We start from the raw sequence: 26,645 nt of genomic DNA, 5'->3' as shown, positions 1-26,645 counted from the left end.
CCCGGCGCCTCCGTGCCTCGGAGGTGCTAGCTCGCAAAACCAGGGAGCAGCATGGCTGTCATGCGATCCGGGCTCACGATGCCCTGGTCGTGCATCCAGCCGTTCGCTGCCTCGACGGCGGCGCGGCCCTCGTCGCCCTTCAGCAGCTCGCCGTGGCGGCGCCGCGCCGCCGCGGCGTAGAGGGCCATGCCGGCGGCCTCGAAGCCGCGCACCGCGTCGGCGAGCTGCTGGACGGCCGCCTCCCCCTCGCCGCGGGCCGCGGCGATCGCGGCGCGCACCGCGGCCGCGAGCGGGTCGGCCCAGGGCATGTGCTCCGCGTCGATCTTGCGGGCGGCGCGCGTCGCCTCCTCGTACAGCGGCTCCGCGTCGGCCGGCGTGGACGCGGCGGCGGCGGCCAGCGCGGCGCAGGCCCGGAGGTGGGTGATGATGATGCGCACGGCCTGGATGCGCAGGACGAGCGAGCTCTCGAGGCCCGCCCGCTGCTCCGCGAAGAGGCGGTACGTCGCCTCGCCCTCGCCCCGGTACAGGCCGATGTGCGCGCGGGCGACGAGATCGAAGTAGCTCTGCAGCTGGAAGCCCGCCTTGGACCAGCTCCGGATGGCGTCCTGCGCCTGGCGCAGCGCGGAGTCGGGGTCGTCGCCGACGAGCCAGTAGGCGTTGCTCTGCGAGGAGCGGAGGCTCGTGGCGAGGTAGCGGTCGCCGCGCTCGTCGGCCGCCTGCAGGTACATCGGGACCCGGCGCATGAACTCGCGCGTCTCGCCGCCGTACCAGAGCGCCCAGACCGAGAAGGTGTGCGCCCAGCTCCGCTCCCACGTGACGCCGGTGCAGCGCTCGCGAAAGATGGTGTCCGCCCGGTCGAGATCGGCCACGCCCTGCTGCCAGCGGCCGAACAGCGTCGCGGTGACGCCGCCGACGAAGCCGACGAGGCCGAGCGCGTGAGGCCTGCCGATGCGCGCCGCGATCGCGCTCGCCGTCGAGAGCAGGTCGGCGACGCGGGACGCGGACGGGCCGCCGTCGATCGCGAGGTAGGTCGCCTCGAAGGCGAGCGCGCGCGTCACGCGGTACGGCTCGCCCGCCTTGAGCGACAGGAGGAGGTTGCGCGCCTGGAAGTCGGCGCCGCGCGTGGGGTCGACGATGGCGAGCCCCATCGCCGCCGACCAGCAGACGTCGATGCGCATGAGGTCCTCGGGCGAGACCTCGTCGGCGGGGCGCTCGACGAAGTTGAGCCCGCGCAGGCGCACCTGCGCGCGCCGCAGCATCAGCGACGCGACAGCGAGCTCCGGCGTCTTCGGCACCTGCATGCCGACCGCGCCGAGCACCGAGCGCAGGCCCGCCATCCCGGCGTCGACGTAGCCGGCGCGGAGCAGGTTCTCCGCGGCCCGGCGGCCGAGATCGATCGCCTCGGACTCCGGGGCGCCGTCGCTCGCGGCCATGTAGGCCTCCGCTGCCTTGGCGCCGCGGCCCGCGCTGCTCAGGGCGTCGCCGAGCTTGGCGAGCACGACCCGCCGCTCCGCCGCGCCAGGCAGGTGGAGGTCGATCGCCATGCGGTAGAGGCGCGCCGCGTGGTCGAACGCGAACGCGGCCTCGGCGTGCTCGCCGGCGCGCACGGCGTAGCCGGCGGCGCGCTCGGGGTCCCCGGCGGCGCGCCAGTGCTCGGCCAGCGCCTCGAGCTCCGCGCGCCCCGAGGCCTCCAGCGCCAGCGCGAGCCGGCCGTGCCAGCTGCGCGCCGCCTGCTCGTCGAGCCGGCTCGCCACCGTCTCCCGGATGCGGTTGTGGAACGGCTCGAGGAACTCGTCCTGACCCGAGCCGCCGGTCCGCACGAGGTTCGCCGCGCGCAGGGCCGAGAGCACCCGCGTGAGCTCCCCGAAGTCCGCCGCCATGGCGTGCGCGGCCACCGACGTCAGCACCGGCGCGCCCGCGCACACGACGAGCTCGAGCAGCTGGCGCGCCCGCGGGTCGAGCCGGCTGATCCGCGCCCAGAGGACGTCGTCGAGGCGCACCGGGCCGCCGTCGGCGTCCGGGGACATCATCCGGTGGCGCAGGAGCGCGTCGATGAAGAGCGGGTGGCCGCCGGCCTCCTGCGCGATCGCCTCGATGCTGAGCGGGTGACCGACGTGGGCGCCCCGGAGGAGGAGCGCGCAGAGCTCCTGCGCCTCCGCGAGCGACAGGCGGTGGAGGATGATGTGCCCGAGCGAGTCGGTCGGCACTCCGAGCTGCCGCGAGACGGGCGGCGCGGTCTCCGAGGCGGTCCGCACCGTCGCCACGAGCATCATCGCGCGCGGGCGCGAGGGGTCGACCAGCGCGCCCGAGGACACGGGCCCATCGAGGCCGACGAACGAGCCGGGCCGGGTCGCGGCGTGGAGATCGGCCTCGGTCCACGGGCGCATCACCTCCGAGAGCAGCGCGACGCTGTCGGCGTCCGCCCACTGGAGATCGTCGATCGCGAGCACGAGCGGCCGCTCGGCCGCGAGCCGGCCCAGCAGCTCCCGGAGCGCGGCGAAGACGAGGGCGCGGATCTCGGGCGGGTCGATCGCCTTGCGCCGGGCGCGCGCCTCCGTGATCGCCGGGACCGTCCGGAGCACCGGGAACACCGTGCCGAGCAGGCCCGCGTTGGGCGGCAGCAGCGCCTTGACCTGCTCCGGGGGGCGGCGCACGAGGTGCCGGCTCAGCCCGTCGATGAGCTCGTCCACCGCCTTGTAGGGGACCGCCTCGCGCTCGTAGCAGCGCCCCGCGAGGACGAGCGCCTCCTTGTCGATGCGCTCGAGGAACCGGCGCAGGAGCGCGCTCTTGCCGACGCCCGACTCGCCCTCGATGAACCGCGTGACCGCGCGCCCGAGCTTCGCCTCCGCGAACGCGCCCTCGAGCGCGGCGAGCTCGCTGCGCCTGCCGACGAAGCCGATGCGCTGCGAGAGGACGGGCGGCTCCTCGATGAGCTCCTGCACCTGCAGCCGGCGCAGCACGTCGCGCGCCGTCGGCCGGGCGGCCGGGTCGATGCGGAGCATGTCCACGCAGAGCTCGTCGATGTCGGGGGGCATGTCCTCGACGAGCCGGCTCGGCGGCGGAGGCTCCGCTCGCCGCATCATGTCGAGCGCCGCCTTGGGCGCCGTCTGGAACGGGTAGACGCCGGTCAGCGCGAGGTAAAGCATGACCCCGACACTGTAGATGTCCGCCTCGGGCCCGGCGGCCTTGGCCTCGGCCTGCTCGGGCGCCATGTAATGGAGCGTTCCGACGACGGCCTGCTCGCGCCCTGCGCCGCTCGCGTCGGCGACGAAGCCGAAGTCGAGGAGGACCACCCGCTCTTCCGCGGTCACGAGGACGTTGGAAGGCTTGATATCGCGGTGAACCTTGTAAGCCGCATGCACCGCCGCGAGCCCCTGGGCGAGCTGCGCCAGGGCCGAGCGGAGGCGGGCCTCGTGGAAGGGGCGCTTGATCCGGGGCTGTGGCTCCGAGGCAGGGCCCTGCACAGCAGGCCACATGGGGCTCGACGGCAGGGTGGAGCGGCGCCCGACGCCCGCGGGCTCGCCCCTCGGCCCGGCGTCGCCCTCCTCGTGGAGCCGCACGTGGACCACGAAGTCGACGCCGCGGATGAGCTCCATCGTGAAGAAGAGCTGCCCTTCTTCCTCGTGAAGCTCGCCGAGGCTGACCAGGTTCGGGTGCTGGATGTCCTGGAGCGCACGGAACTCGTTCTTGAACCGGAGGCGCGCGTCGGCGCTCAGATTCCGGAGGATCTTGAGCGCGACCCGCCCCTTCCGCTCGCGATCGAAGGCCTCGTAGACAACCCCCATCCCGCCGCGGCCCACGACGCGAACGACCTGGAAGCGACGCGTGCCTCCAAACTCGGGTCTCGCGTTCCTCAGGCCCATGCGTGGGACCAAGAAATCACCGGCGCCGGGCGGTGGCAAGCAGTGCGTGGGGACCGCGTGGGGAACGCGCGGGCAGCGCGCCGCGAACGCGTGGGCAGCGCGCCGCGAACGCGTGGGCATCGCGTGGGCAGCGCGTGGGCAGCGCGCCCGAACGCGCAGGGGGAGCGCGCTCCGAACGCATTGGGCGCGCTCCAGCGACGCGCGGGCCCTGCGCGGCGCTGGAGCGCGCCTCGAGCAGGATCGGCAGAAAGGTGGCACGCCCAGGGGAAGGGCGGTAGCGTACGCCGCCTGCGAGCGAAAAGAGCCCGGCCGGGCGCGCGCCGCTCAGCCGGTCAGCCCGGCGCGCACCCAGTTGACAACGGGAGGGCATCATGGTCTGCGTAGTACGCTCCGAGGCTTCGGATGCGGTTCGGAAAGCGCCACGCGCAAAGGGTTTGCTGGGGTGATCCAGAGGTTGAGAGACTTCTTCTCGTCGCCGGGGCAGCGCAGCATGACGCCCCAGACCGAGAGCGCGGCCGAGCGCAACCCGGGATGCAGCCTCGTTGTAGAGAACGTCAGCAAGAGCTTCGGTAAGACACAGATACTGAACGACGTGTCGTTCACGGCGGAGGCCGGCGAGTTCGTCACGCTCCTCGGGCCTTCCGGCTGCGGCAAGACGACGCTGCTCCGCATCATCGCGGGGCTCGATCGCGCCGATCGGGGGCAGATCCTGCTCGCGGGCAGGGCGGTTGACCACCTGCCGGCGAACCGCAGGCCGGTGAACACCGTGTTCCAGAACTATGCGCTGTTCCCGCATCTGACCGTGTTCGAGAACGTGGCCTTCGGCCTGAGGTCGCGCAGCTTCCCTGATCCCGAGGTGCGCGAGCGCGTGCGTTCGAGCCTCTCGATGCTGAAGCTCGATGACCTCGCGGAGCGGTATCCGCACCAGATCTCGGGCGGTCAGAAGCAGCGAGTCGCGCTCGCGCGCGCGGTCGTCAACGAGCCTGAGGTGCTGCTGCTCGACGAGCCGATGTCGGCGCTCGACGCGAAGCTGCGCGCCGAGGTCCAGCTCGACCTGCGCCGGCTCCAGCGCGCGCTCGGGAAGACGTTCGTGCTCGTCACGCACGATCAGGACGAGGCGATGACCGTCTCGGACCGCATCGTGCTGATGAACAAGGGCCGCATCGAGCAGCAGGGGGTGACGGCCGAGGTCTACGAGCGGCCGCAGAGCCGCTTCGCCGCCGAGTTCTTCGGCGCGGCCAACCTCATCTCCGCGCAGCGCGTCGGCGCCACGCTCGTCTTCACGACGGTGGGCGCGCTGAGGGTGCAGACCAAGCCTCAGTGGGAGTACGGCACGCTCGCGATCCACCCCGAGTGGATCGAGCTCTGCGAGAACGAGCCGGCGGAGAACGGCGTGCGCGGCGTGGTGAAGGAGAGCTTCTACCGCGGCGATCACGTGGAGCTCATCATCGAGCCCGGGCCGCTGCGCGTGCAGCTCAGCCCCCGCTCGCGGCTCAAGCCCGGCTCCTCGGTCTGGCTCGCCCTGCCCGCCGAGCGGCTCGAGGTGCTCAGTGACTGAGCCCACGGTCTGGTACGGACAGCTCACGACGCGGCGCAGGCTCCTCGCGCGGGGGTCCCTGTTCATCGCGGGCGGCGTCTCCTGGCTGTCCGTGTTCCTCCTCTTGCCGAGCCTGGCGCTCCTCGTCGTGTCGTTCCTCAAGCGCGACGCGGACGGCGCCCTGCTCTGGGAGCTGTCGTTCGAGTCGTTCGAGCGCATCTTCGGCTCCGCGTCCGGCGAGAACGCGCGCATCCTCATCAGGAGCATCGTCCTCGCGCTGGTCGTGACGACCGCCTCCGTGATGCTCGCCTATCCGATGGCCTTCTTCATCGCGCGCGGCTCGCGGCGCCGGCGGTTCTTCTGGCTCGCGCTCATCATCGTCCCGCTCTGCACGAACCTCGTGATCCGCACGTTCAGCTGGAAGCTCCTCCTGTCGGCGCAGCTCCTGCCTGCCAAGCTCGCCGCCTGGCTCGGGTGGATCGACCCGGGCCGCGACGTCTATCCCAGCTGGACGGCGGTCACGATCGGCCTCGTCGCGGCCTCCCTCCCCTTCGCGGTGGTCCCCCTCTACACGAGCATCGATCGTCTCGACTGGTCGCTCGTCGAGGCCGCGCAGGACCTCTATGCGTCGCGGCTGCGCATCTTCCTCGCGGCGATCCTGCCGCAGACCCTCCCGGGCCTCAGCGTCGCAGTCCTCCTCACGTACGTCCCTGCGATGAGCGTCTTCGTCGTGAGCGACATGCTCGGCGGCGCGAAGCACTGGCTGATAGGGAACCTCATCCAGCACCAGTTCGGCCCGGGGAGGAACATCCCTTACGGCGCGGCGCTCAGCCTGGTGCTCATCGTCCTGACGCTGGGCGGCGTGTCCCTCTACCGCCGGAATGGGCGCTCCGTGGAGATCCTGTGAAGCTCGGCCGGGGCCTCTGGCGCGCGCTGACGACGATCGCCGCCTTCTTCGGCTTCGCGCTCCTCTACCTGCCGCTCTTCGCGGTCGCCGTCTACTCGTTCAACGCCGCGGAGCGGGGCCTGCTCTGGACGGGCTTCTCGGTCCGCTGGTACCTCGATCTCTTCGCCGATCCCGAGACCAACCGGCGTGCCATGGAGATCCGCGAGGTCGCCGTGAACACCCTGATGCTCGGCGGCGCCTCCACGCTCATCGCGACGGTCCTCGGGACGCTGCTCGCCCTGGGGATGCACTTTCCGTGGCCGAGCTCCGTGAGTCGCGTGCTCGAGTCGATCGTGGACATCCCGGCGGTCGCCCCCGACATCACGTTCGCGGCGGTGCTGGTCATGGCGTTCAACGTGCTCCGCCGCGTGGTGGACCATTGGTTCGAGCCCAGCATGACGACGATGATCATCGGTCATGTGACGTTCGAGATCGCCTTCGTGACGCTCATCGTCCGCAGTCGGCTCGTCGCCATCGGGCCGACGCTGAGCGAGGCCGCGATGGACCTCTATGCGTCGCCCTGGATCCACTTCCGGAGGGTCACGCTCCCCCTCCTGTGGCCGGCGATCGTGGGGGGCGCCATGCTGGCGTTCACGCTGTCGCTCAACGACTTCGTGATCAGCTTCTTCACGTCCGGCCCACGCTCGGTCACGCTCCCGCTCTACGTCTACCAATCTCAGATGCGAGGCGTGCGGACCGACCTGTTCGCGATTTCAACGCTCCTCCTGATCGGCGTGGCGGTGTCCATCATGATCCTGGAGCGGCTCACCCGCTGGAGGCACAATTGAGCCGCCGGGCCGGGCTCGCGGCGGACGCGGCGGAGTTCGGCGCGCCGGGCGCCGGGCGGCCAAGGGGCTCGCGCGCGCCGCGCGGCGCCGGGAGGACTCCTGCGCGTCAGCGCAGCGATGCACCGCCCTTGTTCACCTTCTCGCTGGGCCTGACCAGCGCTCCACCTCGCTCTGGCTCGCGCGGCCCAGCCTAGGGGCGCCGAGCTCGAGCGCTTGCCTGACGGGGCCTCCTGCGGGGCGCCGGGCCCGGACCGCGCGCCGCCCCGGGTTCCGCTCACTCTGTCATGCGCTCCGCGCACGGCGCCTACACAGCGGCGTCCACGCCGGCGTGAGGTCCACGGCCGCCTGTGCGAACAGGTTGGATCAGCTGACGGCTTACGGTAAGCTGACCCGGCAATGCGGCTGTTTCGTCCCAAGCTCGCCGGGTTTTTGCGTGACGGCTGGACCCGGCGGACGGCGCTTTGCGCTCCACTTCGACCGTTGGGAATCGAGATCGAAAGATGAGCTTTCGTCGCTCCGCACTCCTACTCATACTCGTAGCACTCCTCACATTCTCCGGTCGGCCTGCCTGGGCGGATGATCTGGCCGATGAGGCCGATCTGCACTTCAGGATCGCCACGGAGCGCTATTCGGCGCGTGACTACCGGGGCGCCCTGGAGCACTTCCTGGTGTCGAACCGGCTTGTCCCGAACCGAAACGTCATCTTCAACATCGCCCGAACTTACGAGGCTCTCCAGGAGTATCCAGACGCATTTCGCTACTACGTTCAGGCGCTCGATCTCGAGCCCAACGCCGCGCGCAGGCCGGCCATCGAGGAGGCGCTCGCGCGCATCCGGCCCAACGTCGCCGTCATCAACGTGACGACGGACCCGCCCGGAGCGACGGTGTACATCAACCGCCGCGATCTCGGCGGCCGCGGCAGCACGCCCCGCCTCCTCGGCTTCCAGCCCGGCAAGCACAAGATCATCGTCGATCTCGAGGGGTACGAGCCGGCGGAGGTCGAGAACGTCGAGGCGAAGATCGGCGAGCAAACCAACGTCGCGGTCAAGCTGAAGCGCATCGTCGGGACGGTGCGCGTGGTCGGTGAGATGGCGGGCACGACGGTGCGGGTCAACGACGCGAGCGGCCCCCCGGCGTGCACCGCGCCGTGCGATCTCACGCTGCCTCCTGGCCGGCACCGCCTCTACCTCTCGCAGGAGGGGTACCAGCCGTCGGAGCAGGACGTGAACGTGGCGGCCGCGAGCACGGTGACCGCGCGTTACCGGCTCAACCCGCTCACCGGCAGCCTCGTCGTCAACGCGGACGAGCGCGACGCGCTCGTCGAGGTCGACGGAAAGCCGATGGGCTTCACGCCCGCGGTCCTCAACGTGCAGAGCGGCCAGCGCCGCGTGCGCGTCTCGCTGCGCGGCTTCCGCCCGGTCGAGCAGTCGGCCAACGTGATGGCCGGACAGCAGACCCGGATCGACATCTCCCTCCGGCAGCTCGAGGAGGTCGAGGCCGCGTCGCGTACGGCGGAGGCCGTCGAGGACGCGCCCGGCTCGGTCACGATCATCTCGGGCCAGGAGCTCCGCGCGATGGGGTATCCGACCGTCGCGGAGGCCTTGAGGGGCATGCGCGGCGTCTACACGACGTACGACGGCACCTACTCCTGGGTTGGCATCCGCGGGATCAGCATCCCTGGCGACTACAGCAACCGCGTGCTCGTGCTGCTCAACGGGCACTCGATCAACGACACCTGGGACGGCCTCGCCTTCGCCGATCAAGCCGCGCGCACCGACCTGGAGGACGTCGAGCGGATCGAGGTCGTCCGCGGCCCGGGCTCGCTGCTCTACGGTACGGGCGCGTTCGTCGGCGTCATCAACATCGTGACCAAGGGCCGCCCGACGTCGTTCGGCGCGGGCGTCGGCGTGGGCGCGGCGCAGCACGGCTTCATCCGGGGCCGCGCCCAGGCGCAGGTGCCCTTCGGGCGCGACTCCGGCATGTGGCTGTCGGTCGCCGGCGGCCACAGCCAAGGGCGAGACTACTTCCTGCCGATCCCGACCGAACCGACCGGAATCGATGAGCAGTGGAAGAACAGGGATCCCAACACCCGCGACGCCGACCACTTCAATGTCGGGACGATCCAGGGGCGGCTCTGGTACAAGTCCCTCTCGGCGCAGGTGTTCTACAACGAGCGCAGGAAGGCGCTCCCGAGCGGCGCCAACAAGACCGTCGTCGGCGACGACAGGACGTTTTACCGCGACAGGCGCGGGTTCGCCGAGGTCACGTTCGCGCCGCGGATCTCGGACACCTTCTCGACGGTCACCCGCGTGGCCTACGACATCCAGTTTTATGACGACACGCTGTGGCTGGTGAACGACAGCACCGGCACCCAGATCTCCGATGTCGAGAAGTACCAGGACATGTTTTTGCTCGCGGATCAGCGATTCGAGATCACGCCGTTTCCACAGCTGAAGGTCACCGTGGGCGTCGAAGGCCAGATGCACTTCGTCGGCCGGCAGCGCATCGAGGAGACCGTCTGCCTCCCCAACCAACCCTGCACCGACTCGCTCATCCTTCCCGTCCCGGTCGAGAGACAGGACGTTGACCAGGATGGTAACGTTGAGGGGCCTGTTGCTGGCGCCACCAGCGATGACGATGATGATCTCAACAACGACGGCATAATCAACAAGGATGATGTCGCCATCTTCAATGCGCGAGATGAAGGTCTGTTCGACGCGCACCCTTACCAGATCCTCGCTGGCTACGGCGTCGTCGACTTCGTCCCGTCCGACCGCGTCCGCATCTCCGCGGGTGCTCGTATCGACTATTACAACTATAGCAGTGACGAGCCTGCGAAAAAGCTCAGCTTCAACTCCGGGATCAGCCCGCGTATCGCGCTCGTCGTCAAGCCCTACGAAGGGGGCAACCTGAAGGTGACCGGCGGCCGCGCGTTCCGCGCTCCGCCCATCTACGAGCTCTTCCTGCAGGTGCCCGTAGGCAATCTTGCCCCGGGGTACAATCCCGAGGAGGCGGAGGAAGAGCGGATCGGTCCCGAGAGCGTGCTCTCGGGAGAGGTCGAGTTCACGCACCGGCTCTCGTCCACGCTCTCCCTGCTCGGCGCGGGGTACGTGAACTACATGACCGACATGATCGCGCAGACGGGCTTGTTCACGCCAGATAACCCGGGGAGGTACGACAACACCAAGGAGCCGATCCTCGTGCTGGGCGCGGAGGCCGAGCTGCGCCGCGAGTGGCGCCAGGGCTGGATGGCCTCTCTCTCCTACTCCTATGCACGGGCGCGGTACCTCGATAAGGGAGACGTCGACGACGTGCTCAAGAAGGTGCCCAACTCGCCGGAGCACATGGCCGCCGTCAAGGGGACCGTGCCGCTGTTCGGAAAGGCGCTGATGCTGTCGACGCGCCTCACCGTCGAGTCGCCGCGCATCGACAAGAACCTGAAGGAGACCGACCCCGCGGTGATCTGGGACGTCGTCCTCTCCGGTCAGACGGACGTGGCCGGCCTCCGCTACAACATGGGCGTCTACAACGTCGCCGACTGGGAATACGAGGCCCCCATCTCGCCCCAGTTCACGGCGACCAGGATGCCGCAGGCAGGCCGCACCTTCCTCCTCTCTGCCAACCTGAACTTCTGATCATCGCGCGGCCGTCCTAGCCGCGCGCTCTCCACCTCACGCCCATCACCCCTCGGCGCTCCGCCCCCGCGCCGCCCTGCTCGACCGCGGCGCAGGGCGGCCCGCGCAGCGCGTAGCCTCGCGCCCCGCGGGCCATCGAGCGGCGTCGCTCTGGCGGCCTCATCCATTCCAGGCGTGGCGCAAGCCACAGCTGCGCCACCGTTCCACTCTGACAGGAGCTCCGCCGCTGCACGCGGTTCGCGCCACGCTCGAATTCAGCGTCTCGCGTGAACTCAGCGCCTGGACCGGCCTCGCGTGGTATGCAGCGCTCTCGTGTGTTTCCTTGCCCGACGCAAATCGTGCGCCGGGGCGCAAATCACGCACGATCCTCCGCAATCCAGGATCGAGGCGCGCTGGTGTGGAGCGGTGCGCTCGCCTCATGACCGTCGTCGACAAAGCGGCGATCTGGCGATGCGCAGGCACGTGAGACCGAGTGACCACATCATCGGACGCCCGCACACTCTCGTGGCAATCCGCGCGGTCATGATTTTGCTTGAAAGCAAAACATCGCTTGTCCATCATGGTCACTCGTGAATATCCGCTCCTCGACCTCGGATCACGCGACACACGGCGCGCGCGGTCCGGAGCGACGGCGGACCCATGGGCGCGCCGTTCGGCGGATCGCGCCGTGACCAGGAGCGACCAGGAGAGCGATGGGCGCCGATCTTCGCGCCGAACCCTAGGTCACGAGAAGAGCGCGCGTCGGGTATGCCGCCCGCGGCGCGCCATCTTGAAGGCGTTTTTGCCAACCTGACGATCGTCAGCCAGCCCGAGCAAGAGGTCCATGTTGCCCGACCGCCCGATCGATGTCCCCGAGCAGTCGTTCGCTTCCGTCTACGACCGGCGTCGCCTCGCGGCCGCAGGGGAGATGTTGCCACAGATGTGGGACACCCTACCTGAGTGGCCGAGCGTCGGCGGCGGGCGCCGTGTCATCGTGCTCGGCGGCGGGATTTCAGGGCTGTGCACCGCATGGTCGCTGCGGAAGGCCGGGTTCGACCCGATCATCCTCGAGCGGAATGACCGTGTAGGCGGCCGCTTCTACACGCTCCGGAACCACTTCGGCGACCAGTACGCGGAGCTCGGCGTCACCCGGATCGCCGACACCCACGTCCTCACGCTCGCCTATGCGCGCCACTTCGGGCTGGAGATCCTCGAGTATCCGCTCGACGCGACGCAGCTGTACTACGTCATGGGCCATCGCTTCCTGAGCACCTCGCGGGGCAAAGCGCACTATCCTGCCGACTTTCCGCTCTCTCCGGAAGAGCGGGACATCGACGCGGAGTCCCTCAACCTGCAGCTCGCGGCGAAGGCGTTCTCGGTGATCGGCGACCCGCGGGACACGCAGTGGCCACCGGCCACCGTCCGCAAGGACTTCTCGGGCGAGACGTTCTACCGCAGCCTGGATCGGACCGGGGCCTCGCACGCCGCGAGGGAGATCTGCCGCGCGTACGAGGGGACGGAGATCGAGATGTTCAGCGGCCTCGCCTGGTCGGCGAACCAGCGGCTCGACGCCAAGTGGTTCCACACCTACGCGATCGCCGGCGGGAACGACCGGCTGACCACCGCGTTCGCCGACGATCTCGGCGATCGCATCCTCAAGGGGGCCCATGTGCAGCGGGTGATCTCCCGCGAGGACGGCGTGACCGTCGAGTTCCTCAGGAACGGGGACCCCGAGACGATCGAGGGTGACTTCGTGGTGTGCGCGCTCCCCCACCGCATCCTGCTCGAGGTCGCGTTCGACCCGCCGCTCTCCGGCCCCAAGCACCGCGCCGCGTCGGAGATCCCGATGTTCACCGTCACCCGCCTCAACTTCCAGTTCTCGCACCGGTTCTGGGCGGATGAGGGCATCATCGGGCTGCTCGCGGCCTGCACGACCACGCCCATCGAGCGTCTTTGGGACCTGACCTCGCTCCAGTCGGGCACCCCGGGCATCCTCACGGCCTACGTGCAGGACCGCAACGCCGCGGCGCTCGACGAGCTGCCCACCGCGGCCGATCGCATCGAGTTCGGGCTCAAGACGATGGAGTCGTTCTTCCCGAACGCTCGGCAGTACTTCCAGAAGGGGCTGTCGTTCTCGTGGCACCACCAGCCGTACACGCGAGGCGGCTGGCCCGCGTACCGGCCCGATCAGACCGACCTGATCGCGGATCTCCAGCGCGGCGAGGGGCGCGTCGTCTTCGCCGGCGATCACACGTGCCTCTACACGGGCTGGGCGCAGGGTGCCCTCGAGTCGGCGCACTTCGCCACGGCCGAGGTGATCGCGGCGGCTCGCGGGTCGATCGAGCCGACCATCTGAGCGAGCTCGAACGGCGCCCCCCGGCGCGACGTTCACGACGCCCCTCGAACGCGCGCCGCGGAGGGGGTGTATAACGTCGCTCGTATGGCTCGCCTCCTCCACGTCATCGGAGTCCAGTCCCGGCCCGTGCCCGGCGACCCTGCTGCGACGCTCGAGAAGCTCGAGCGCGAGGTGCAGACGCTCGGGGTCTCGTTCCCCGAGGCGCAGCTCTACCTGTTTCCCGAGCTGTGGCTCACGGGGGATCACCCCTTCCGCCACACTTCCCCATCGCACGAGCTCGCCCAGCCGATCCCGGGGCCGCTCACGAAGCGGCTCGGCGCCATCGCGCGCAGGGCCGGGAGGTGGCTCTGCGCCGGGTCGATCTACGAGCGCGCGGGCGACAAGCTGCACAATACCGCGCTCGTCTTCTCGCCGAGCGGCAAGCTCGTCGCGCGGTACCGCAAGCTCTATCCCTGGATGCCCTTCGAGACCTGTGCGCCGGGCGATGAGCCCGCGCCCGTGTTCGACATCCCGCGCGTCGGCCGGCTGGGGCTCATGATCTGTTACGACGGCTGGTATCCCGAGGTCGCGCGCGGCCTTGCGCTGCGCGGCGCCGAGGTGATCCTGCACCCGACGCTGACCACGACGCCGGATCGCGAGGAGGAGCTCGTGCTCGCCCGCGCCCGCGCGATCGAGAACCAGTGTTATGTGGTGAACGTCAACGCCGCGGTGGAGATCGGCGGCGGCCGCTCCATCGCGGTCGATCCCGAGGGCCGCGTCCTCTTCCTGGGCGGCTCCGGCGAGGAGTACCTCGGAGAGGTGCTCGATCTCGACCGCGTCCAGACGGTCCGCGCCCACGGCACGCGCGGCCTGAACCGGGTGCTCCGCCAGTTCACCGAAGACTCCCCAGAAGCGGTCTTCGCGCCCTACCGAGCGCGCCGCCGGAAACGCTCGTAGAGCCGACGCAGAGCGGCGGTCTCCCGCACAGGAGACGGGCCCAGATCGTCGTTTTCGGCGCGGAAGCGCACTCAGGTGCGCTGAGCACCGAAAACGGCGAGATGGGCCCGTATCCGAAGCGGGTGACCGCCGCTCTAGGCTGGCTCCCTTGCTTTGGGCGCGCCAGGCCGGCACGCGATGAGCCCGAGCCCCTCGTGCGCGATCGTCGCGCCAGCCAGCGCCGTGATTTCCCCCACGTCGTACGCGGGCGCGACCTCCACGACGTCCATGCCGACGAGCGCGATGCCCTGGAGCCCCCGCAGGATCTCCAGCGCGACCGCGGTCGACAGCCCCCCGCAGACCGGCGTGCCGGTGCCGGGCGCGAAGCTCGGGTCGAGGAAATCGATGTCGAACGTCAGGTAAACCTCGTGGTCCCCGACGATATTACGAACGTGCTCGATCACCGCCCTCGCGCCATGGCGATGAACCCAGGGCGCGTCGAGCACCTGGAAGCCGAGCGTATCGGCGTTGTAGGTGCGGAGCCCGATCTGCGCCGAGCGGCTGGGCTCCACGAGGCCCTCCCGCGCCGCGTGGAAGAACATGGTGCCGTGATCGACCCGACCCGATCCGACCTCGTCGCTCCACGTGTCCGAGTGAGCGTCGAAATGGATCAGCGAGAGCTTCCCTCGGCGCTTGGACACGGCGCGCAGGATCGGATAGCTCACGAAGTGATCCCCCCCGATCGAGAGGGGCGTCACCCCGGCGTCGAGGATCCGGCCGATGTGCTCCTCGATGGCGACAGGGCTCTCCTCCGGACGCCCGTAATCCCAGACGCAGTCGCCATAGTCCACCACGGCGAGCCGGTCGAGCGGATCGAACTCGTAGCCGTAAGGGCGGTTCCACGCGAGGTGCGCCGAGGCCTCCCGCACCGCGCGCGGGCCGAAGCGCGTCCCTGGGCGGTTGCTGGTCGCCGTGTCGAGCGGGATGCCGGTGACCGCCACATCGACGCCGGTGAGGTCGCGCGTGTACTTGCGGCGCAGGAAGGAGAGCGCGCCGCTGTAGGTCGGCTCGCGCCGGACGCCATAGAGGCCATCGGCCGTGAACGCGTTGTCTACGACCATGCCTCTCGCGCGAGCCGTGGTCTTGGAGCGATGATCTTCCATAGAGGTCCTTACGTTCAGATCGACGCACTCCACCTCGTCGCGTCGGGCGCCTCGGGCGCGGTGCGCTCCGGTGGCAGCGAGCTACGCCGTGCGCTCCAGCCGGGCTCGTCGCGCACGCGTCGGTGACGCGCCGGCGAGACGAGCGCCGCGCCAGAGTGACACGTCGGTGGCAACGGGGCATTCCGTTTTGCCAGGGGCTCCACGCAGCGGCCCTGATTCCAGCTCGGGCGTGCGCTCGACACCGGCGCGTCGCGCAGGATGGGCATCGGCGTGATCGGAGGCCGAGCACCTCGCTGGCGCCATCGCCTCAAGGTCAGTTCGATTTCACGGCCGCCCAGACCTCGTCATAGAGCTTGGCCGACTCGCCGAGATCACGATGGGCCTCCAGGCGGGTCGCCATATCGCCCGTCGGGTAGATGAGCTGGTTCGTGCGGTCTTCCTCCGGCAGCTTGGCCTGCGCGGCGCTGTTCGGGGTCGCGTACTTCGTCATCATCGAGAGCTGCGCGCCGCCGTCGGGGGTCAGCATGTAATTGATGAACTTGTGAGCCAGCTCGGGGTGCGGCGACTTCGCGGGCACGGTCATCACGTCGACCCAGATCACGGAGCCTTCCTTCGGAATGACGAGGGCGAGGCGATCCTTGTCCTCCCAGACGACCTTCTGCGCGTCCCCGTTCCAGACGACCGCCATGTCGACGGAGCCGCCCTTCACGTCCTGCGTCGCGCCGATGCCGCCCTTGAAGCCGAGGCACTTCGGGTTGCTCTTGGCCTCCTTGAGGATGCGCCCGGCCTCCCGGATCTCTTCAGGCTTCGACGTGTTGCTGGAAAATCCCTTGTACTTCAGCGCCGCGCCGACCATGTCCCGCATCTCGTCGATCAGCACGAACGTGCCCGGCGTCTTCTGGGCGTCGAAGAGCACGCCCCACGTCGGATCCATGTTGGGGATCTTCTTCTTGTTGTAGATGATCGCGACAGTGCCCCACTGGTAAGGGATAGAGTACTTGTTGCCCTCGTCGAAGTTCGGGCCCGAGAACCGCGACTCGAGGTTCTTCAGGTTGGGGAGCTGGGCGTGATCCAGGGGGCGGATGAGCCCGCGCCGCGCGAGCCGCCCGCTGGCGTGCGCCGCCATCACGACGACATCGTACTGCGCGTCGGCGCCCGCATAAGCGAGCTTGCTCTCCATCTCCTCGGTGGAGTCGTAGATCGTGAGCCGCAGACGGGCGTTGTTCTGCGTCTCGAAGTCCTTGATGCTTTTGTCGTCCAGGTAGTTCGGGAAGATGAGGACGCTGAGCTCGGAGGGCTGAGCCGGAGCTTCCTTGGTGCCCGACTCTGCACGTGCTTCAGAAGGAGCCTTATCTTTGCCGCAGGCGGCGATCGATAGGACACCCAACAGAATGGCTAGTACCATCAGGGGTCGACGTTGAGTTTTCATAAGTTGTCCTTTCTCCAGCTGCTCAAGGCGGACAGGCCTGCGGGTGTTCGCTGGCGCGATGCTGGCCTCTGGGATCTCGGGAAGCGAAAGCCAGCAGAGCGCGTCTGCGGGCCGAGGCCCCCATCGGCCGGTAGGACGCGCGCGGGATGCCGGGCAGCCCCGGCAGCAACCCTATGGACCGTGGATTGCAAGCGCGCGTCCCCTTGTCAAGGAAAATGTGTTGCGCGGTAAGCAACACGACTGGCCTTCTCATTCGGAGCGAAACCACGACTGTTCGCAAGCTTAGGCGAATCGTACATTCCGTGGCTCTGAATCCGAAAGAGATCGTCGAAATTGCATTCAAATGTGTGTTCACCGCGCATCCACGCACCTCCGGGATAGCGTCTACACGAGATTGTTCTCCCCCGGGTGAAACGGCCCGCGGCACGGCAATGCGTGTTTCGACGCTACCGGAACACCGGACGGCAATGCTCGCGTGCTGCGCTCGGTGGTCGTGCGCGTCGTGCGCGTCGTGCGCGTCGTGCGCGTCGTGCGCGATCGGATCTGCGGGAGCCAGGTGCTCACGCGTGCAGCATTGAAGAGCGGACACGCCGGCTCCCCGGCGCGCGACGCGCGCCGGCGGGAGGCGTACTGCCGTCGCACCATGCTGCAAGCGAGTCTCCACGGAACGCAACGCTCCAGGCCGGACCGATCGAGTCTAGTTGAACAGCGCTTTCACGGGCGACGTCGCGTGCACGATCCTCTTGGCCAGCAGCGTGACCACGAAGTGGTGGAAGGCTGCAGCCAGCTCGGGCGCCTCCGCCGTCATTCGCTGCAGCGCCTCCTCCGAGAGCCGGTAGAGCGTGGACTTCTCGCTGGCGGTGACCGTCGCCGACCGCTTCTCTCCCATGTAGAGCCCGGACTCGCCCACGACCGACCCCGGCCCCATCGTACGGAGCCGCTTCTCCTTCTTTCCGTCGATCTCGGCCCAGGCCGTGAGCTCCCCGTTCTCGATGAGGTAGAGGTCCTTCGAGATATCTCCGGCCCGGAACAGATCGAACCCAGCCGGGAGCTCCACGCGCTCGAGGTAGTCCTTGAAACGTAGCATTTCCGGGCGACCGCCGAACACATCCTGGAGATCGTAGAACAGCATCGGAGGCGGCAGCATGCTGGGCGGCGCGTCTGCGATGATCTCCTTCTCACACGCCTCGAGACCTCGATCGATATCCGGGTAGAGCAGGGAGACCTCGTCGCCTTCGGCCAGGAAGACCTCACCCCGCTCGAGGTGATTGCGGATGTCGTCACGCACCGCCGTGAAGATGAGCTTGACGCCGTTCGACTTGGCGAGCCTGCGGAGCCGGAGGAAGCTCGCGATGGCGGACGAGTCGATGCCGTTGACGTGGAGGAAGTCGAGCAGCAGGTAACGCGGCCTCTCGTCGTCGTCGCTCTGGATGCGCTGCTGGGCGGTCGAGAGCAGATTGTACGCCGTCCCGAAGAAGATATACCCTTGGAGCTGGAGCACGTAGAGCTGCTTGCCGCGCGCCGTCAGGGTCTCCAGCTCGCCCTCGCTGCGAGCGACGTTGCTGCGCAGGTGGACCCCGGTGATGGCGTTGCGCACCACCTCGATGCGGCTGTAGCTGAGCGCGAAGAGGATGAACGAGACGCCGAGCCCCACGCCGATGCCGACGAGGAAGCCCCGGACGGCGACGACAAGGAGGATCACCACGATGACGAAGTACTCGATGCGCCGCAGCCGGAACCAGCCCTCGTAGAGCGTGTTGATGAGGAAGTGGAACCCGAGATACGCGATCAGGCCCCCGAGGACGGGGCGCGGGAAGTACAGGATGGCTTCGGCGCCGACGAAGAGCACGATGCAGCTGATGGCCGCCGCGACCAGCCCTGAGATGCGGCTGTTCGAGCCGGCCTTGTAGCTCATCGACGACTCGGCCAGCGACAGGTAGCCGACCATGCCGCCAAAGAGGCCCGTGACGATGTTCGCGACGCCCGTGGCCCGAAGCTCGCGGTCGAGATCGATCTCCTGCTCCGTCGCGAGCTCGACGCCTGACGCGCTGAGCAGCACGGTGATGGCCGCCATGATCATCACGGCGGCGACGTTGCCCGCGCTGCTGAACAGGACCGACCAGTCCACCTTCGCGAGGTCCGAGACCCCGATCGGCGGCCAGAGCGACGCGGTCGGGAACGGACCAAGGAGCCAGCCACCCTCGAGCACCTGCTGCACGCTCACGCCGGCGAGCCCCAAAGAGACGTAGAACACCACGATCGAGCCCCCGAGCAGCACGGGGAGGAGCAGGAGCGACGAGAACCGGCGCAGCACCACGAGGAGCAGGACGCCGAACACGAGGCCCGGCAGGACCCGCTTCAAGAGCTCCGGATCCATCACCACGGTCGGAAAAATGTCGAGCGTCGATGGCTGCCCGGACATGACCGAGATCGAGCCCTGGAGGAGGAGCCAACCGGCGCCAGCGATGAAGCCGCCGGCGACGGGGTACGGGATGAAGCGGACCAGGATGCCGAGCCGTAGGAGCCCGAGCAGCAGGAAGAAGCCGCCTGCGACCACGGAGGTGATCGCGATGGCGGCCACGACCGTCGGGAACGGGCTCGCCGCCGGGTCCTTCTGCGCGATGGCCGTCGTGATCGCCGCCGCCATCGAGGCGAGAATGACGGCGGCGTCCTCCTGCGGCGCGGCGATCACCGGCTTGTAGGAGCTGAGGAGAGACACGATCACGCCGACGATGACGGAGCTGATCAGGATGATGCCGATCCCTCTCGAGAGGTAATCGGCGAGCCCGTGGTTGAAGATCAGCGCGCCGAGGGAGATATCGAACGAGACGACCAGCGTCCCCGAGACCATTCCGGCGATCACGGCGGGCATGAGCTTGGAAGGCTTCGCCTTCTCAAGGAGCTCCTCGTTCAACAGCGCAGGTGACTCCTTTGTTGCCTGTCGTGTCATGCTCTTGGGAGACCTCGTGATCGATTGTCAGCGGAATTCGCAGGGCGGCGAGGGCCGGGGCGCGCCGGCGCCGCGCGGGCCGGCGGGGCCTCTGCGCCGCGATCTAGGGAACGCGCGACGACGTCGGACGACGGGGTCGCTTTCGCGTGGGCGGAGGGCACGGCAGCGTCCCCCACCGGCTCAAGAAGCCCCCAGCTCACGCTCGATGGCAGCGGCCTGCTCCTGCAGGGCCTCCGCCTCGCCGAGGTGGCCGCTCAGCCGGTGCAGCTTCGCGAACTCCCCGAGGAGCCTCGCCTCCTCGCGCCGGTTCCCGATCTGCCGCTCGACCGAGATCGCGCGCGAGTAGAGCGTCCGGGCGGCGTCGTACCGGCCCTGGACGGCGTAGGCCATCCCGAGGCTCGCGAGCGTGAGCCCCTCGGTCGGCAGGTTGCCCGCCTCGCGCGCGGCGCGCAGCCCCTCCTCCCAGTAGGTGCGCGCGTCGTCCGGCTGCTGCATCGCCCAGTGCGTGCGGCCGAGGCCGAGGAAGCCGAGCGACTCGGACCCGCGATCGCCGAGCTTCTGGGCGTCGGTGAGCACGCGGATGTGCTCCTGCCGCGCCTCCTGGTACCGCCCCCTCGCCTCGAGGACGTCGCGGGCGAACTCGTAGCGCACGACGACGCTCTCGGGCGTCGGCTCCGGCGAGAGCTTGAAGTAGACGCGGTAGAGGCGGGTCGCCTCCTCGTGGGCGTAGCGCGCCGCCGCCTTGCGGGCGCCCGCGAGGAAGTAGCGGCGCGCGTGGTCCACCTTGCCCGCGCGGCGCCAGTGGCGGCCGAGCGCGACGAGCTGGTCCTCGAGGTCGTCGCCGTAGAGGCTCTCGATCGCCTCGGCCGCGAGCCGGTGGAGCTCCTGGAGCCGCGCGCGGGACTGCATCTCGTAGGCCGCGTTGCGGAGGAGCGCGTTGCTGAACTGGAAGCGCCGCTCCGTCATCTGCGACCAGATGCACTGCGCCTCGCCGATGCGCACGTGCTCCTCGAGCACGGAGGCGTCGGGGAGCATCAGCGCGAGCACGCGCAGGTCGAACTCGCGCCCGAGGACGGCCGCGGCGACGATCGTCTGCTTCACCTTCGCGTCGAGCCGGTCGAGGCGCGAGATGAGCAGGCTGTTCACGTTCTTCGGCGGCATGAACGTGTTCGAGATCGAGATGGAGCTCGAGCTCGAGCCGTAGCGCCCGTCCTCGAGCCAGTAGGCGAGGATCTCCTGCGCGAAGAACGGGTTGCCGCCGGCCGTCTCGCAGAGGAGCGTCGCGAGCATGTCCGGCATCGGACCGCCGAAGAACGGGACCGCGAGCGCGAGGAGCTGCTCGCGCGGCAGCGGCTTCAGCTCGATCACGTTCTCGGAGATGCCCGGGTCGAGCGGGATGCGGACGGGGGTGCCGTCGTCCTTGCGCCGCGTCGTACAGATGATCGCGATGGGCAGCCCCCGGCACGCGCGCGCGATCACGCGCACCGCCTCGAGCGAGTCCTCGTCGGCCCAGTGCGCGTCCTCGAGGTGCAGGATCACCGGCTGGAGCGACGCCTCGGCGAGGAAGACGAAGCTCAGCGCCGAGAGCGTGCTCGTGTACCGGAGCTTCGGGTGCAGGCGCTCGTACGGCGAGTCCTCCCAGCGAATGCCGATGAGCGCGGCGAACACCGAGCGCGCGCGATCGAGCTCGCGCTTCAGCGCGGCCTGGCTCTCGGGCAGGCGCTCGAGGAGGTACTCGAACGCGTCGTCGAAGTTCGTGAGCTTCTCTTCCTTGCCGAGCGCGGAGGACTCCCAGAAGTACTCCTTCAGCGCGAACTCGAACGCGTTCAGCGAGCTCTGGAGCGTCTGGTCGCAGCGCGCGTCGATCCACAGGAAGGGCCGGTCGCTCTGGTGCTCCTCGCACCGGTGGCGGAAGCGCTGCACGAGGTAGCTCTTCCCGAGCCCCGGCTCGCCGTCGATGTACGTGATCCCGGCCGGCTTGCCCTCGAAGATCGGCCCGACGTAGCGAACGAGCTGCTCGATCTCCGCCTCGCGGCCGATGAGGCCGAGGTCGTAGAACTCTTTCTGGACCGAGATGCGGCGGCGCTCCAGCGAGTAGACGAGGATGGGCAGATCGAAGCCCTTGAACCGGAAGATGTTCTCCGTCGTCCACTGATAGCTCGTCTCACCGGCGCGGAAGACCTGCTCGTCGGCCCAGATCGCCGACCAGGGGGCCTTCGCGACGAGGCGCGCGGCGAGGTTCGTCGCGCGGCCGATGCAGGCGAACTCGTGGCGCTCGGTGCCGCCGTTGAAGCCGGCGTACCGGACGTCGCGCGTGATCCCGGCGCGGAGGCGCATCTGCCGGAGGCCGCGCTTCTTCAGCTCCAGCGCGAAGTCGAGCGCGCGATCGTTGTCGTTCTCGTGGGTGATCGGGGCGCCGAAGTGGATCAGCGCGGCGATGCCGAGATCGCCCGCGTCGATGCCCGTGAAGGTGCCGCCGTAGAGCTCGGAGAGCTCGTGCAGGAGGCGCGTGAGCTCCGCGAAGCTCGGGATCTGCTCGAACGAGAGGAAGACGCTCGTGACGTTGCGGAACTCGCCCTCCGGCGGCATGTCCGCGACGCCCCTCGCCACGAACGCGGTGCCCTCGCCGCGCGGCGGGTTCCTCGGGACCTGCGGCATCCTGGGCGCCGGCACGTCGCCGAGCTTGTAGACGCCCTCGCCGTGGTACTTCGCGCTCGCGGGCGGGATGCGATCGCAGAGCGCGCGGTCGAGGAGGATGTCGCCCTTCAGCGCTTGCCGCTCGATCGCGACGCACGCGGCGAGCGCCTGCCCGTGGAAGTGGTAGTACGCGCGCTCAGGGGAGATGCGGACGATGCCCCACTCGACCGAGCCCCACGCGAGCCCCATCCGGAACGAGAACGGGAAGCTGCCGAAGGGCGTGTCGCGCTCGGGGTGCTCCGCGAACAGGTCGCGCATCGCGAGCGCCGCGCCGAGCACGTACTCGGCGACCTTGCGGTCCGGCGTGTCCTGGAACAGCGCCGTGAACGCGTCGCCCGCGAAGTTCGTGATGAAGCCCCCGGCGTGGTGGACCGCGGCGATGAGCGGGTCGAAGTAGTACCGGAGCGTGCCGGCGAGCGTCTCCGCGCCCGCGCGGCCGTGCTGCATCAGCTTCTCCGTGAGCTCGGTGAAGCCGGGGATGTCGATCATCAGCACCGCCCCCGTGAAGCTGCCCTCGGTGTTGCCGAGAGCGTCTTGCTGGATGATGAAGTCGGGGACGAGCGGGTTCATTTCCTTGCTCCTCAGCAACGGATCCCGCTTGGAATCGGCCTGGGAAGCGCGTCTGCGGGACGCAGAGCCTGGAGTCTACTGCCGGCGGGAACGGATGAATACGGGGATCTTCGATCGATCGTTCGGTCGGTCAGCGCAGCCTGGGTTCGCCGCTGGATTTGACGTTCGCCGCGCTGCACGGGCCGAGCGTGCGCGTGTCCCTGCGCATGTTCACGCGCACGTTCGTGCGCGTACATTTGCGCATGTTCCGAAGAATGCGGCACATCGTCTCCTTCACCGTCACCGTGCGCACCGCGCGGGGGGTGCCCGCCGACGGAAAGCCTGGAACAAGGTGCCTCCACGTCGGCGAAGACATCCGCCCAGAGCGGCCGCGCGGTGAAGACAGACGGGGAGACGACGATGTGGTGTGTGGAGCGCTGGAGGGTCATCGTTCGATCTGGATATCCAGCGGCCGAGGAGAAGGAGGCGGGGGCGGGGGCGGCGCGTCGGGGGCGGGCGCGGGCCTGACGGCCGGCCGGCCGGAGTACGGGCGAGGCGCCGGGGCGGCCGGGGGCGGCGTGGGCGCGGCAGGCGTGCTCGTCGGCGCCGCGGCCTGCTTCGTGAGCGTGGCGACCAGGCGCACGGACTGATCGGAGGGGCCCTGGACGATCGAGTACGGCTCGTACCCCTCGTGGCGCACGGTCAACCGGCGCGGGTTGGCGCGCACGGAGCTGTTCGACAGCGACAGCTGGAGCGGCGTGTTCCCGAGCGGCTTGCCGTCTTCCAGCACCTCGGCCCCGGACGGCATGGACTCGACCATCAGCACGAACGACCCGACGTCGGCGGGCGGCGGCGCGGCCTGCGGCCTCTCCGGTTGCGCGGCGGCCGGCGCCGGCGGCGGCTCGCTGGAGCGCATCTGCGACATCGCGATCCCGATGCCCGCGACGGCGAGGACGCCCACCGCGACGAGCACGATGCCCTTCCGGCCCTGCGGCGCGGCGTCGGCGGGGCGCGAGGCGGCGCCGAGCGAGGCGTCATCCACCTGCGAGGTCGTGGCGCCGGACGTCGACGTGGGCGACGACGAGCTGGCGGGGATCGCCGTCATCACGCGCACGGGCGGCATCGGCGTCGGCATCCTGCCGGTGCCAGTGGAGTCCATGGTCACGAGGCCCGTCGAGCCGAACGCCGGGGACAGGCCCATCGCCTGCGCGCACTCGCCGAGCCCGCGGATCAGGGCCTCCATGTTGGCCGGTCGGCCGTCCGGATCCTTCGACAGGCAGCGCAGCACGAACGCCTCGAGCGGCTCGGGCACGTCGGCCTCGGGGTTGCGCTCCTTCATCCGCGGGACGGGCTGCTGGAGGTGAGCGATCAGGATCTGGACCGAGTTCTGCGCCTCGAACGGGACCTTCCCGCAGAGCATCTGATAGAGGATCACGCCCAGCGAGTACACGTCCGTCCGCAGATCGACCTTGCCGTGCGAGATCTGCTCCGGCGACATGAAGCGCGGGGAGCCGAGGAACGAGCCCTGCTGCGTGAGCTCCTCCGAGTCGTCCGCGAGCACCTTCACGAGGCCGAAATCGAGGATCTTGACGAGCTCTCCGGTGTCCTCGCCGGGGACGAGCATGACGTTCGACGGCTTCAGATCGCGGTGCACCACGCCGTGCTTGTGCGCCTCGCGCAGCCCGCGGGCGATCTGCCGGGCGATGCCCATCGAGTCGGGCGCCGTGAGGCGGCCGGCCTTGCGCAGCCGCCGGAAGAGCGTCTCGCCCTCGAGGAACTCCATGGCCATGAAGTACCGCTCGGGCTCCATGTTCTCGACTCGGCCGTAGTCGAAGACCGTGACGATGTTCGGGTGCTGGAGCCTGGCGAGGATGCTCGCCTCGAGGAAGAAGCGCTTATGAAAGTTGGGGTCGATCTGATTCGATGAGTTCGTGGGCGTCAGGACCTTGATCGCGACCTGCCGCTCGAGGGCGATCTGCTCGCCGCGATAGATGACGCCCATGCCGCCCGTCGCGAGGAGGGAGTGGATCTTGAACTTCTGATTCAAGACCTTTCCCAGCAGCGGATCGGACTCACCGCTGGCCGAGGCACCGTCCGAAAGCTTCTCCGCCGTGCTCATGGCCTCTGTCTCTTTCCCCTTCCCATCCCGCTGGCCCCCACTGCTGGCAGTCGGGGAAAGCGTACCCCGAGCCCGTCACGCGCTGCCCAACGCTCGACTTACGTTCGAATTACGTACTGGTTTACGTACTGGCTTACGTGCTGGTCAACGTTCAGGTCGACGTGCCGCCTCACGTTCCGGCTTACGTTTCGTCTCACGTTCCGGCTTACGTTTCGTCTCACGTTTCGTCTTACGTTTCGTCTTACGTTCGGATGCAAATTCTGGTACCCGCCTCGCTGCGACACCTCTCGCGCTCGTCGGGTTGGCTTTCGGACCGGCTGCGGCACGCTTGAGCTCAGCCTACCGTAAGCCGCGAGCCGATCCAACCCAGCTGCTGAAGATGACATGGGTTGGCTACCCAACCACACGCTGTGGGCGTGCCCCCCCAGCCGGGACGCTCGCTCCCTGAACGAGCTTGCTGCATGGGCGGATGTACCCGTACTCTGACCGGGTCCCCGATGCCGCCGCAGCACTTCATCCGATGCCAGGCGTGCGGGTTGCCGCACCCGTCGGACACCGAGAGGTGCCCGGTGCACGGCACGGCGCTCACGCCGAGCGTCGCCCCGCCCTCCTCGACGCGGGTACCGCCGACGAGCAGGGGCGAGTCGGGGTGGCCGGTGGACGGGCCGCTGCCGCCCGATATCGATCCCGATCAGCCGCGGCCGACGAAGGAAGCGCCGCTCGTCGGCCGCCTGCTGCACGACCGCTACCGCATCCTCGGCGTCATCGCCAAGGGCGGGATGGGGATGGTCTACGACGCGATCCACATCGGCCTGCGGCGCCGGGTCGCGATCAAGACGCTCCGCGGCCAGTACGCTCAGAGCAAGACGGCCATCGCGCGCTTCCACAACGAGGCCGCCGTCGCCGGCCGCTTCGGCCACCCGAACATCGTCGAGGTCTACGATCTGGGCGTGCTCGACGACGGCACGCCCTACCTCGTGATGGAGCGCCTCGAGGGCGAGACCATCACCGAGCGGCTCGCGCGCGAGCGCCCCATGCCCATTCCCGTCGTGCTGGACGTGGCCGTCCAGGTGCTCAGCGCGCTCGTCGTCACGCACACCGAGGGCATCCTCCACCGCGATCTCAAGCCGGACAACATCTGTCTCGTCGGCGGCGACCGCGGCCCGCTCACGGTGAAGGTGCTCGATTTCGGCGTCGCCGAGGCGTTCAACACGGGGGCGGCGCCGTCGATCCTCGTCTCGATGGCCGCCGCGGGGAGCCACGCGATCGCCGGCACGCCCGCGTTCATGGCCCCGGAGCAGGCGCAGGGCGTCCGCGATCTCGACGCGCGCGCGGACCTCTACTCGGTGGGCATGCTGCTCTACGTGATGCTCACCGGGCAGCTGCCGTTCAAGGCGCCGACGGCCGCCGCCCTGCTCGCGGAGATCCAGCGCGTGAAGCCGATCCGCCCGCGCATGCTGCGGCCCGAGGTGCCCCACTCGCTCGACGTCGCGACGATGCGCGCGCTCGCGCTCGACCGCGAGGAGCGCTTCCCGAGCGCGGCCTCGATGATGGACGCCCTCGAGCAGGTGCAGATCGAGGCGGCGATCGGCGGCAACGCGCCGGCCGAGCCGGAGAAGGAGCCGGCCGATCCGGACTCCGAGAAGGTGGAATACTTCTACCGGAAGAGCGTGCTCCCGCCGCCGATGGAAGAATGAACGGCGTGAGCGGCACATTGAA

General features: G+C 69.2%; 13 protein-coding genes. 7 read left to right on the top strand and 6 right to left on the bottom strand.

Annotated elements, in window-relative coordinates:
* Positions 1–26: 26 nt before the first annotated feature.
* Positions 27–3,863 carry a serine/threonine-protein kinase gene (locus WME95_RS50050; RefSeq protein ID WP_437906237.1) on the bottom strand — a complete coding sequence of 1,279 codons (3,837 nt, stop codon included), beginning with the start codon at positions 3,861–3,863 and terminating at the stop codon, positions 27–29.
* A 442-nt stretch (positions 3,864–4,305) separates the two neighbouring features.
* Here WME95_RS50050 and WME95_RS50045 point away from each other — a divergent pair, with 442 nt between their 5' ends.
* From WME95_RS50045 to WME95_RS50020, 6 genes are all read left to right on the top strand, one after another.
* Entirely contained in the window at positions 4,306–5,421 is a 1,116-nt protein-coding gene (locus WME95_RS50045) for an ABC transporter ATP-binding protein (protein WP_437548147.1), read from the top strand.
* Complete coding sequence (locus tag WME95_RS50040) at positions 5,414–6,307, top strand: ABC transporter permease (RefSeq protein ID WP_437714594.1); 894 nt, start codon at positions 5,414–5,416, stop codon at positions 6,305–6,307. The genes WME95_RS50045 and WME95_RS50040 overlap by 8 nt, the downstream gene beginning before the upstream one ends.
* Positions 6,304–7,134, top strand: a complete 831-nt coding sequence (locus tag WME95_RS50035) for an ABC transporter permease (protein WP_437906236.1) — start codon at positions 6,304–6,306, stop codon at positions 7,132–7,134. The genes WME95_RS50040 and WME95_RS50035 overlap by 4 nt, the downstream gene beginning before the upstream one ends.
* Before the next feature lie 668 nt (positions 7,135–7,802).
* Positions 7,803–10,769 carry a TonB-dependent receptor domain-containing protein gene (locus WME95_RS50030; protein ID WP_437906235.1) on the top strand — a complete coding sequence of 989 codons (2,967 nt, stop codon included), beginning with the start codon at positions 7,803–7,805 and terminating at the stop codon, positions 10,767–10,769.
* Between the two features lie 823 nt (positions 10,770–11,592).
* Complete coding sequence (locus tag WME95_RS50025) at positions 11,593–13,104, top strand: flavin monoamine oxidase family protein (protein WP_437906234.1); 1,512 nt, start codon at positions 11,593–11,595, stop codon at positions 13,102–13,104.
* An 84-nt stretch (positions 13,105–13,188) separates the two neighbouring features.
* Positions 13,189–14,040 (top strand): carbon-nitrogen hydrolase family protein, encoded by an 852-nt coding sequence (locus tag WME95_RS50020; protein WP_437906233.1) that lies wholly within the window; start codon positions 13,189–13,191, stop codon positions 14,038–14,040.
* A gap of 134 nt (positions 14,041–14,174) precedes the next feature.
* Here the strand turns inward: WME95_RS50020 and speB are convergent, their stop codons facing one another.
* The 5 genes from speB to WME95_RS49995 form a co-directional block, all read right to left on the bottom strand.
* On the bottom strand, positions 14,175–15,182 hold the full coding sequence (speB, locus tag WME95_RS50015; RefSeq protein ID WP_437906232.1) for an agmatinase: 1,008 nt from the start codon (positions 15,180–15,182) through the stop codon (positions 14,175–14,177).
* Between the two features lie 313 nt (positions 15,183–15,495).
* Entirely contained in the window at positions 15,496–16,587 is a 1,092-nt protein-coding gene (locus WME95_RS50010) for a polyamine ABC transporter substrate-binding protein (RefSeq protein WP_437906231.1), read from the bottom strand.
* Positions 16,588–17,308: 721 nt separating this feature from the next.
* A complete protein-coding gene (locus WME95_RS50005; protein WP_437906230.1) occupies positions 17,309–19,525 on the bottom strand; it encodes a SulP family inorganic anion transporter in 2,217 nt (738 codons plus the stop codon).
* A 216-nt stretch (positions 19,526–19,741) separates the two neighbouring features.
* Positions 19,742–22,828 (bottom strand): AAA family ATPase, encoded by a 3,087-nt coding sequence (locus tag WME95_RS50000; protein ID WP_437906229.1) that lies wholly within the window; start codon positions 22,826–22,828, stop codon positions 19,742–19,744.
* Positions 22,829–23,252: 424 nt separating this feature from the next.
* A complete protein-coding gene (locus WME95_RS49995) occupies positions 23,253–24,926 on the bottom strand; it encodes a protein kinase domain-containing protein (RefSeq protein ID WP_437548134.1) in 1,674 nt (557 codons plus the stop codon).
* Positions 24,927–25,462: 536 nt separating this feature from the next.
* Between WME95_RS49995 and WME95_RS49990 the strand changes: the two genes are divergently transcribed.
* A complete protein-coding gene (locus WME95_RS49990; protein ID WP_437906228.1) occupies positions 25,463–26,623 on the top strand; it encodes a serine/threonine-protein kinase in 1,161 nt (386 codons plus the stop codon).
* Positions 26,624–26,645: the final 22 nt, after the last annotated feature.

Source organism: Sorangium sp. So ce327 (genome assembly GCF_051530205.1).
Taxonomy (GTDB): Bacteria; Myxococcota_A; Polyangia; order Polyangiales; family Polyangiaceae; genus Sorangium; species Sorangium cellulosum_B.
This window is presented reverse-complemented; position numbering and strand designations above follow the sequence as displayed.

Coding starts and splice junctions, on each gene's coding strand:
- WME95_RS50025 (WP_437906234.1), top strand. CDS start 11,593: ATGTTGCCCGACCGCCCGATCGATGTCCCCGAGCAGTCGTTCGCTTCC.
- WME95_RS50020 (WP_437906233.1), top strand. CDS start 13,189: ATGGCTCGCCTCCTCCACGTCATCGGAGTCCAGTCCCGGCCCGTGCCC.
- WME95_RS50050 (WP_437906237.1), bottom strand. CDS start 3,863: ATGGGCCTGAGGAACGCGAGACCCGAGTTTGGAGGCACGCGTCGCTTC.
- WME95_RS49995 (WP_437548134.1), bottom strand. CDS start 24,926: ATGAGCACGGCGGAGAAGCTTTCGGACGGTGCCTCGGCCAGCGGTGAG.
- speB (WP_437906232.1), bottom strand. CDS start 15,182: ATGGAAGATCATCGCTCCAAGACCACGGCTCGCGCGAGAGGCATGGTC.
- WME95_RS50000 (WP_437906229.1), bottom strand. CDS start 22,828: ATGAACCCGCTCGTCCCCGACTTCATCATCCAGCAAGACGCTCTCGGC.
- WME95_RS50010 (WP_437906231.1), bottom strand. CDS start 16,587: ATGGTACTAGCCATTCTGTTGGGTGTCCTATCGATCGCCGCCTGCGGC.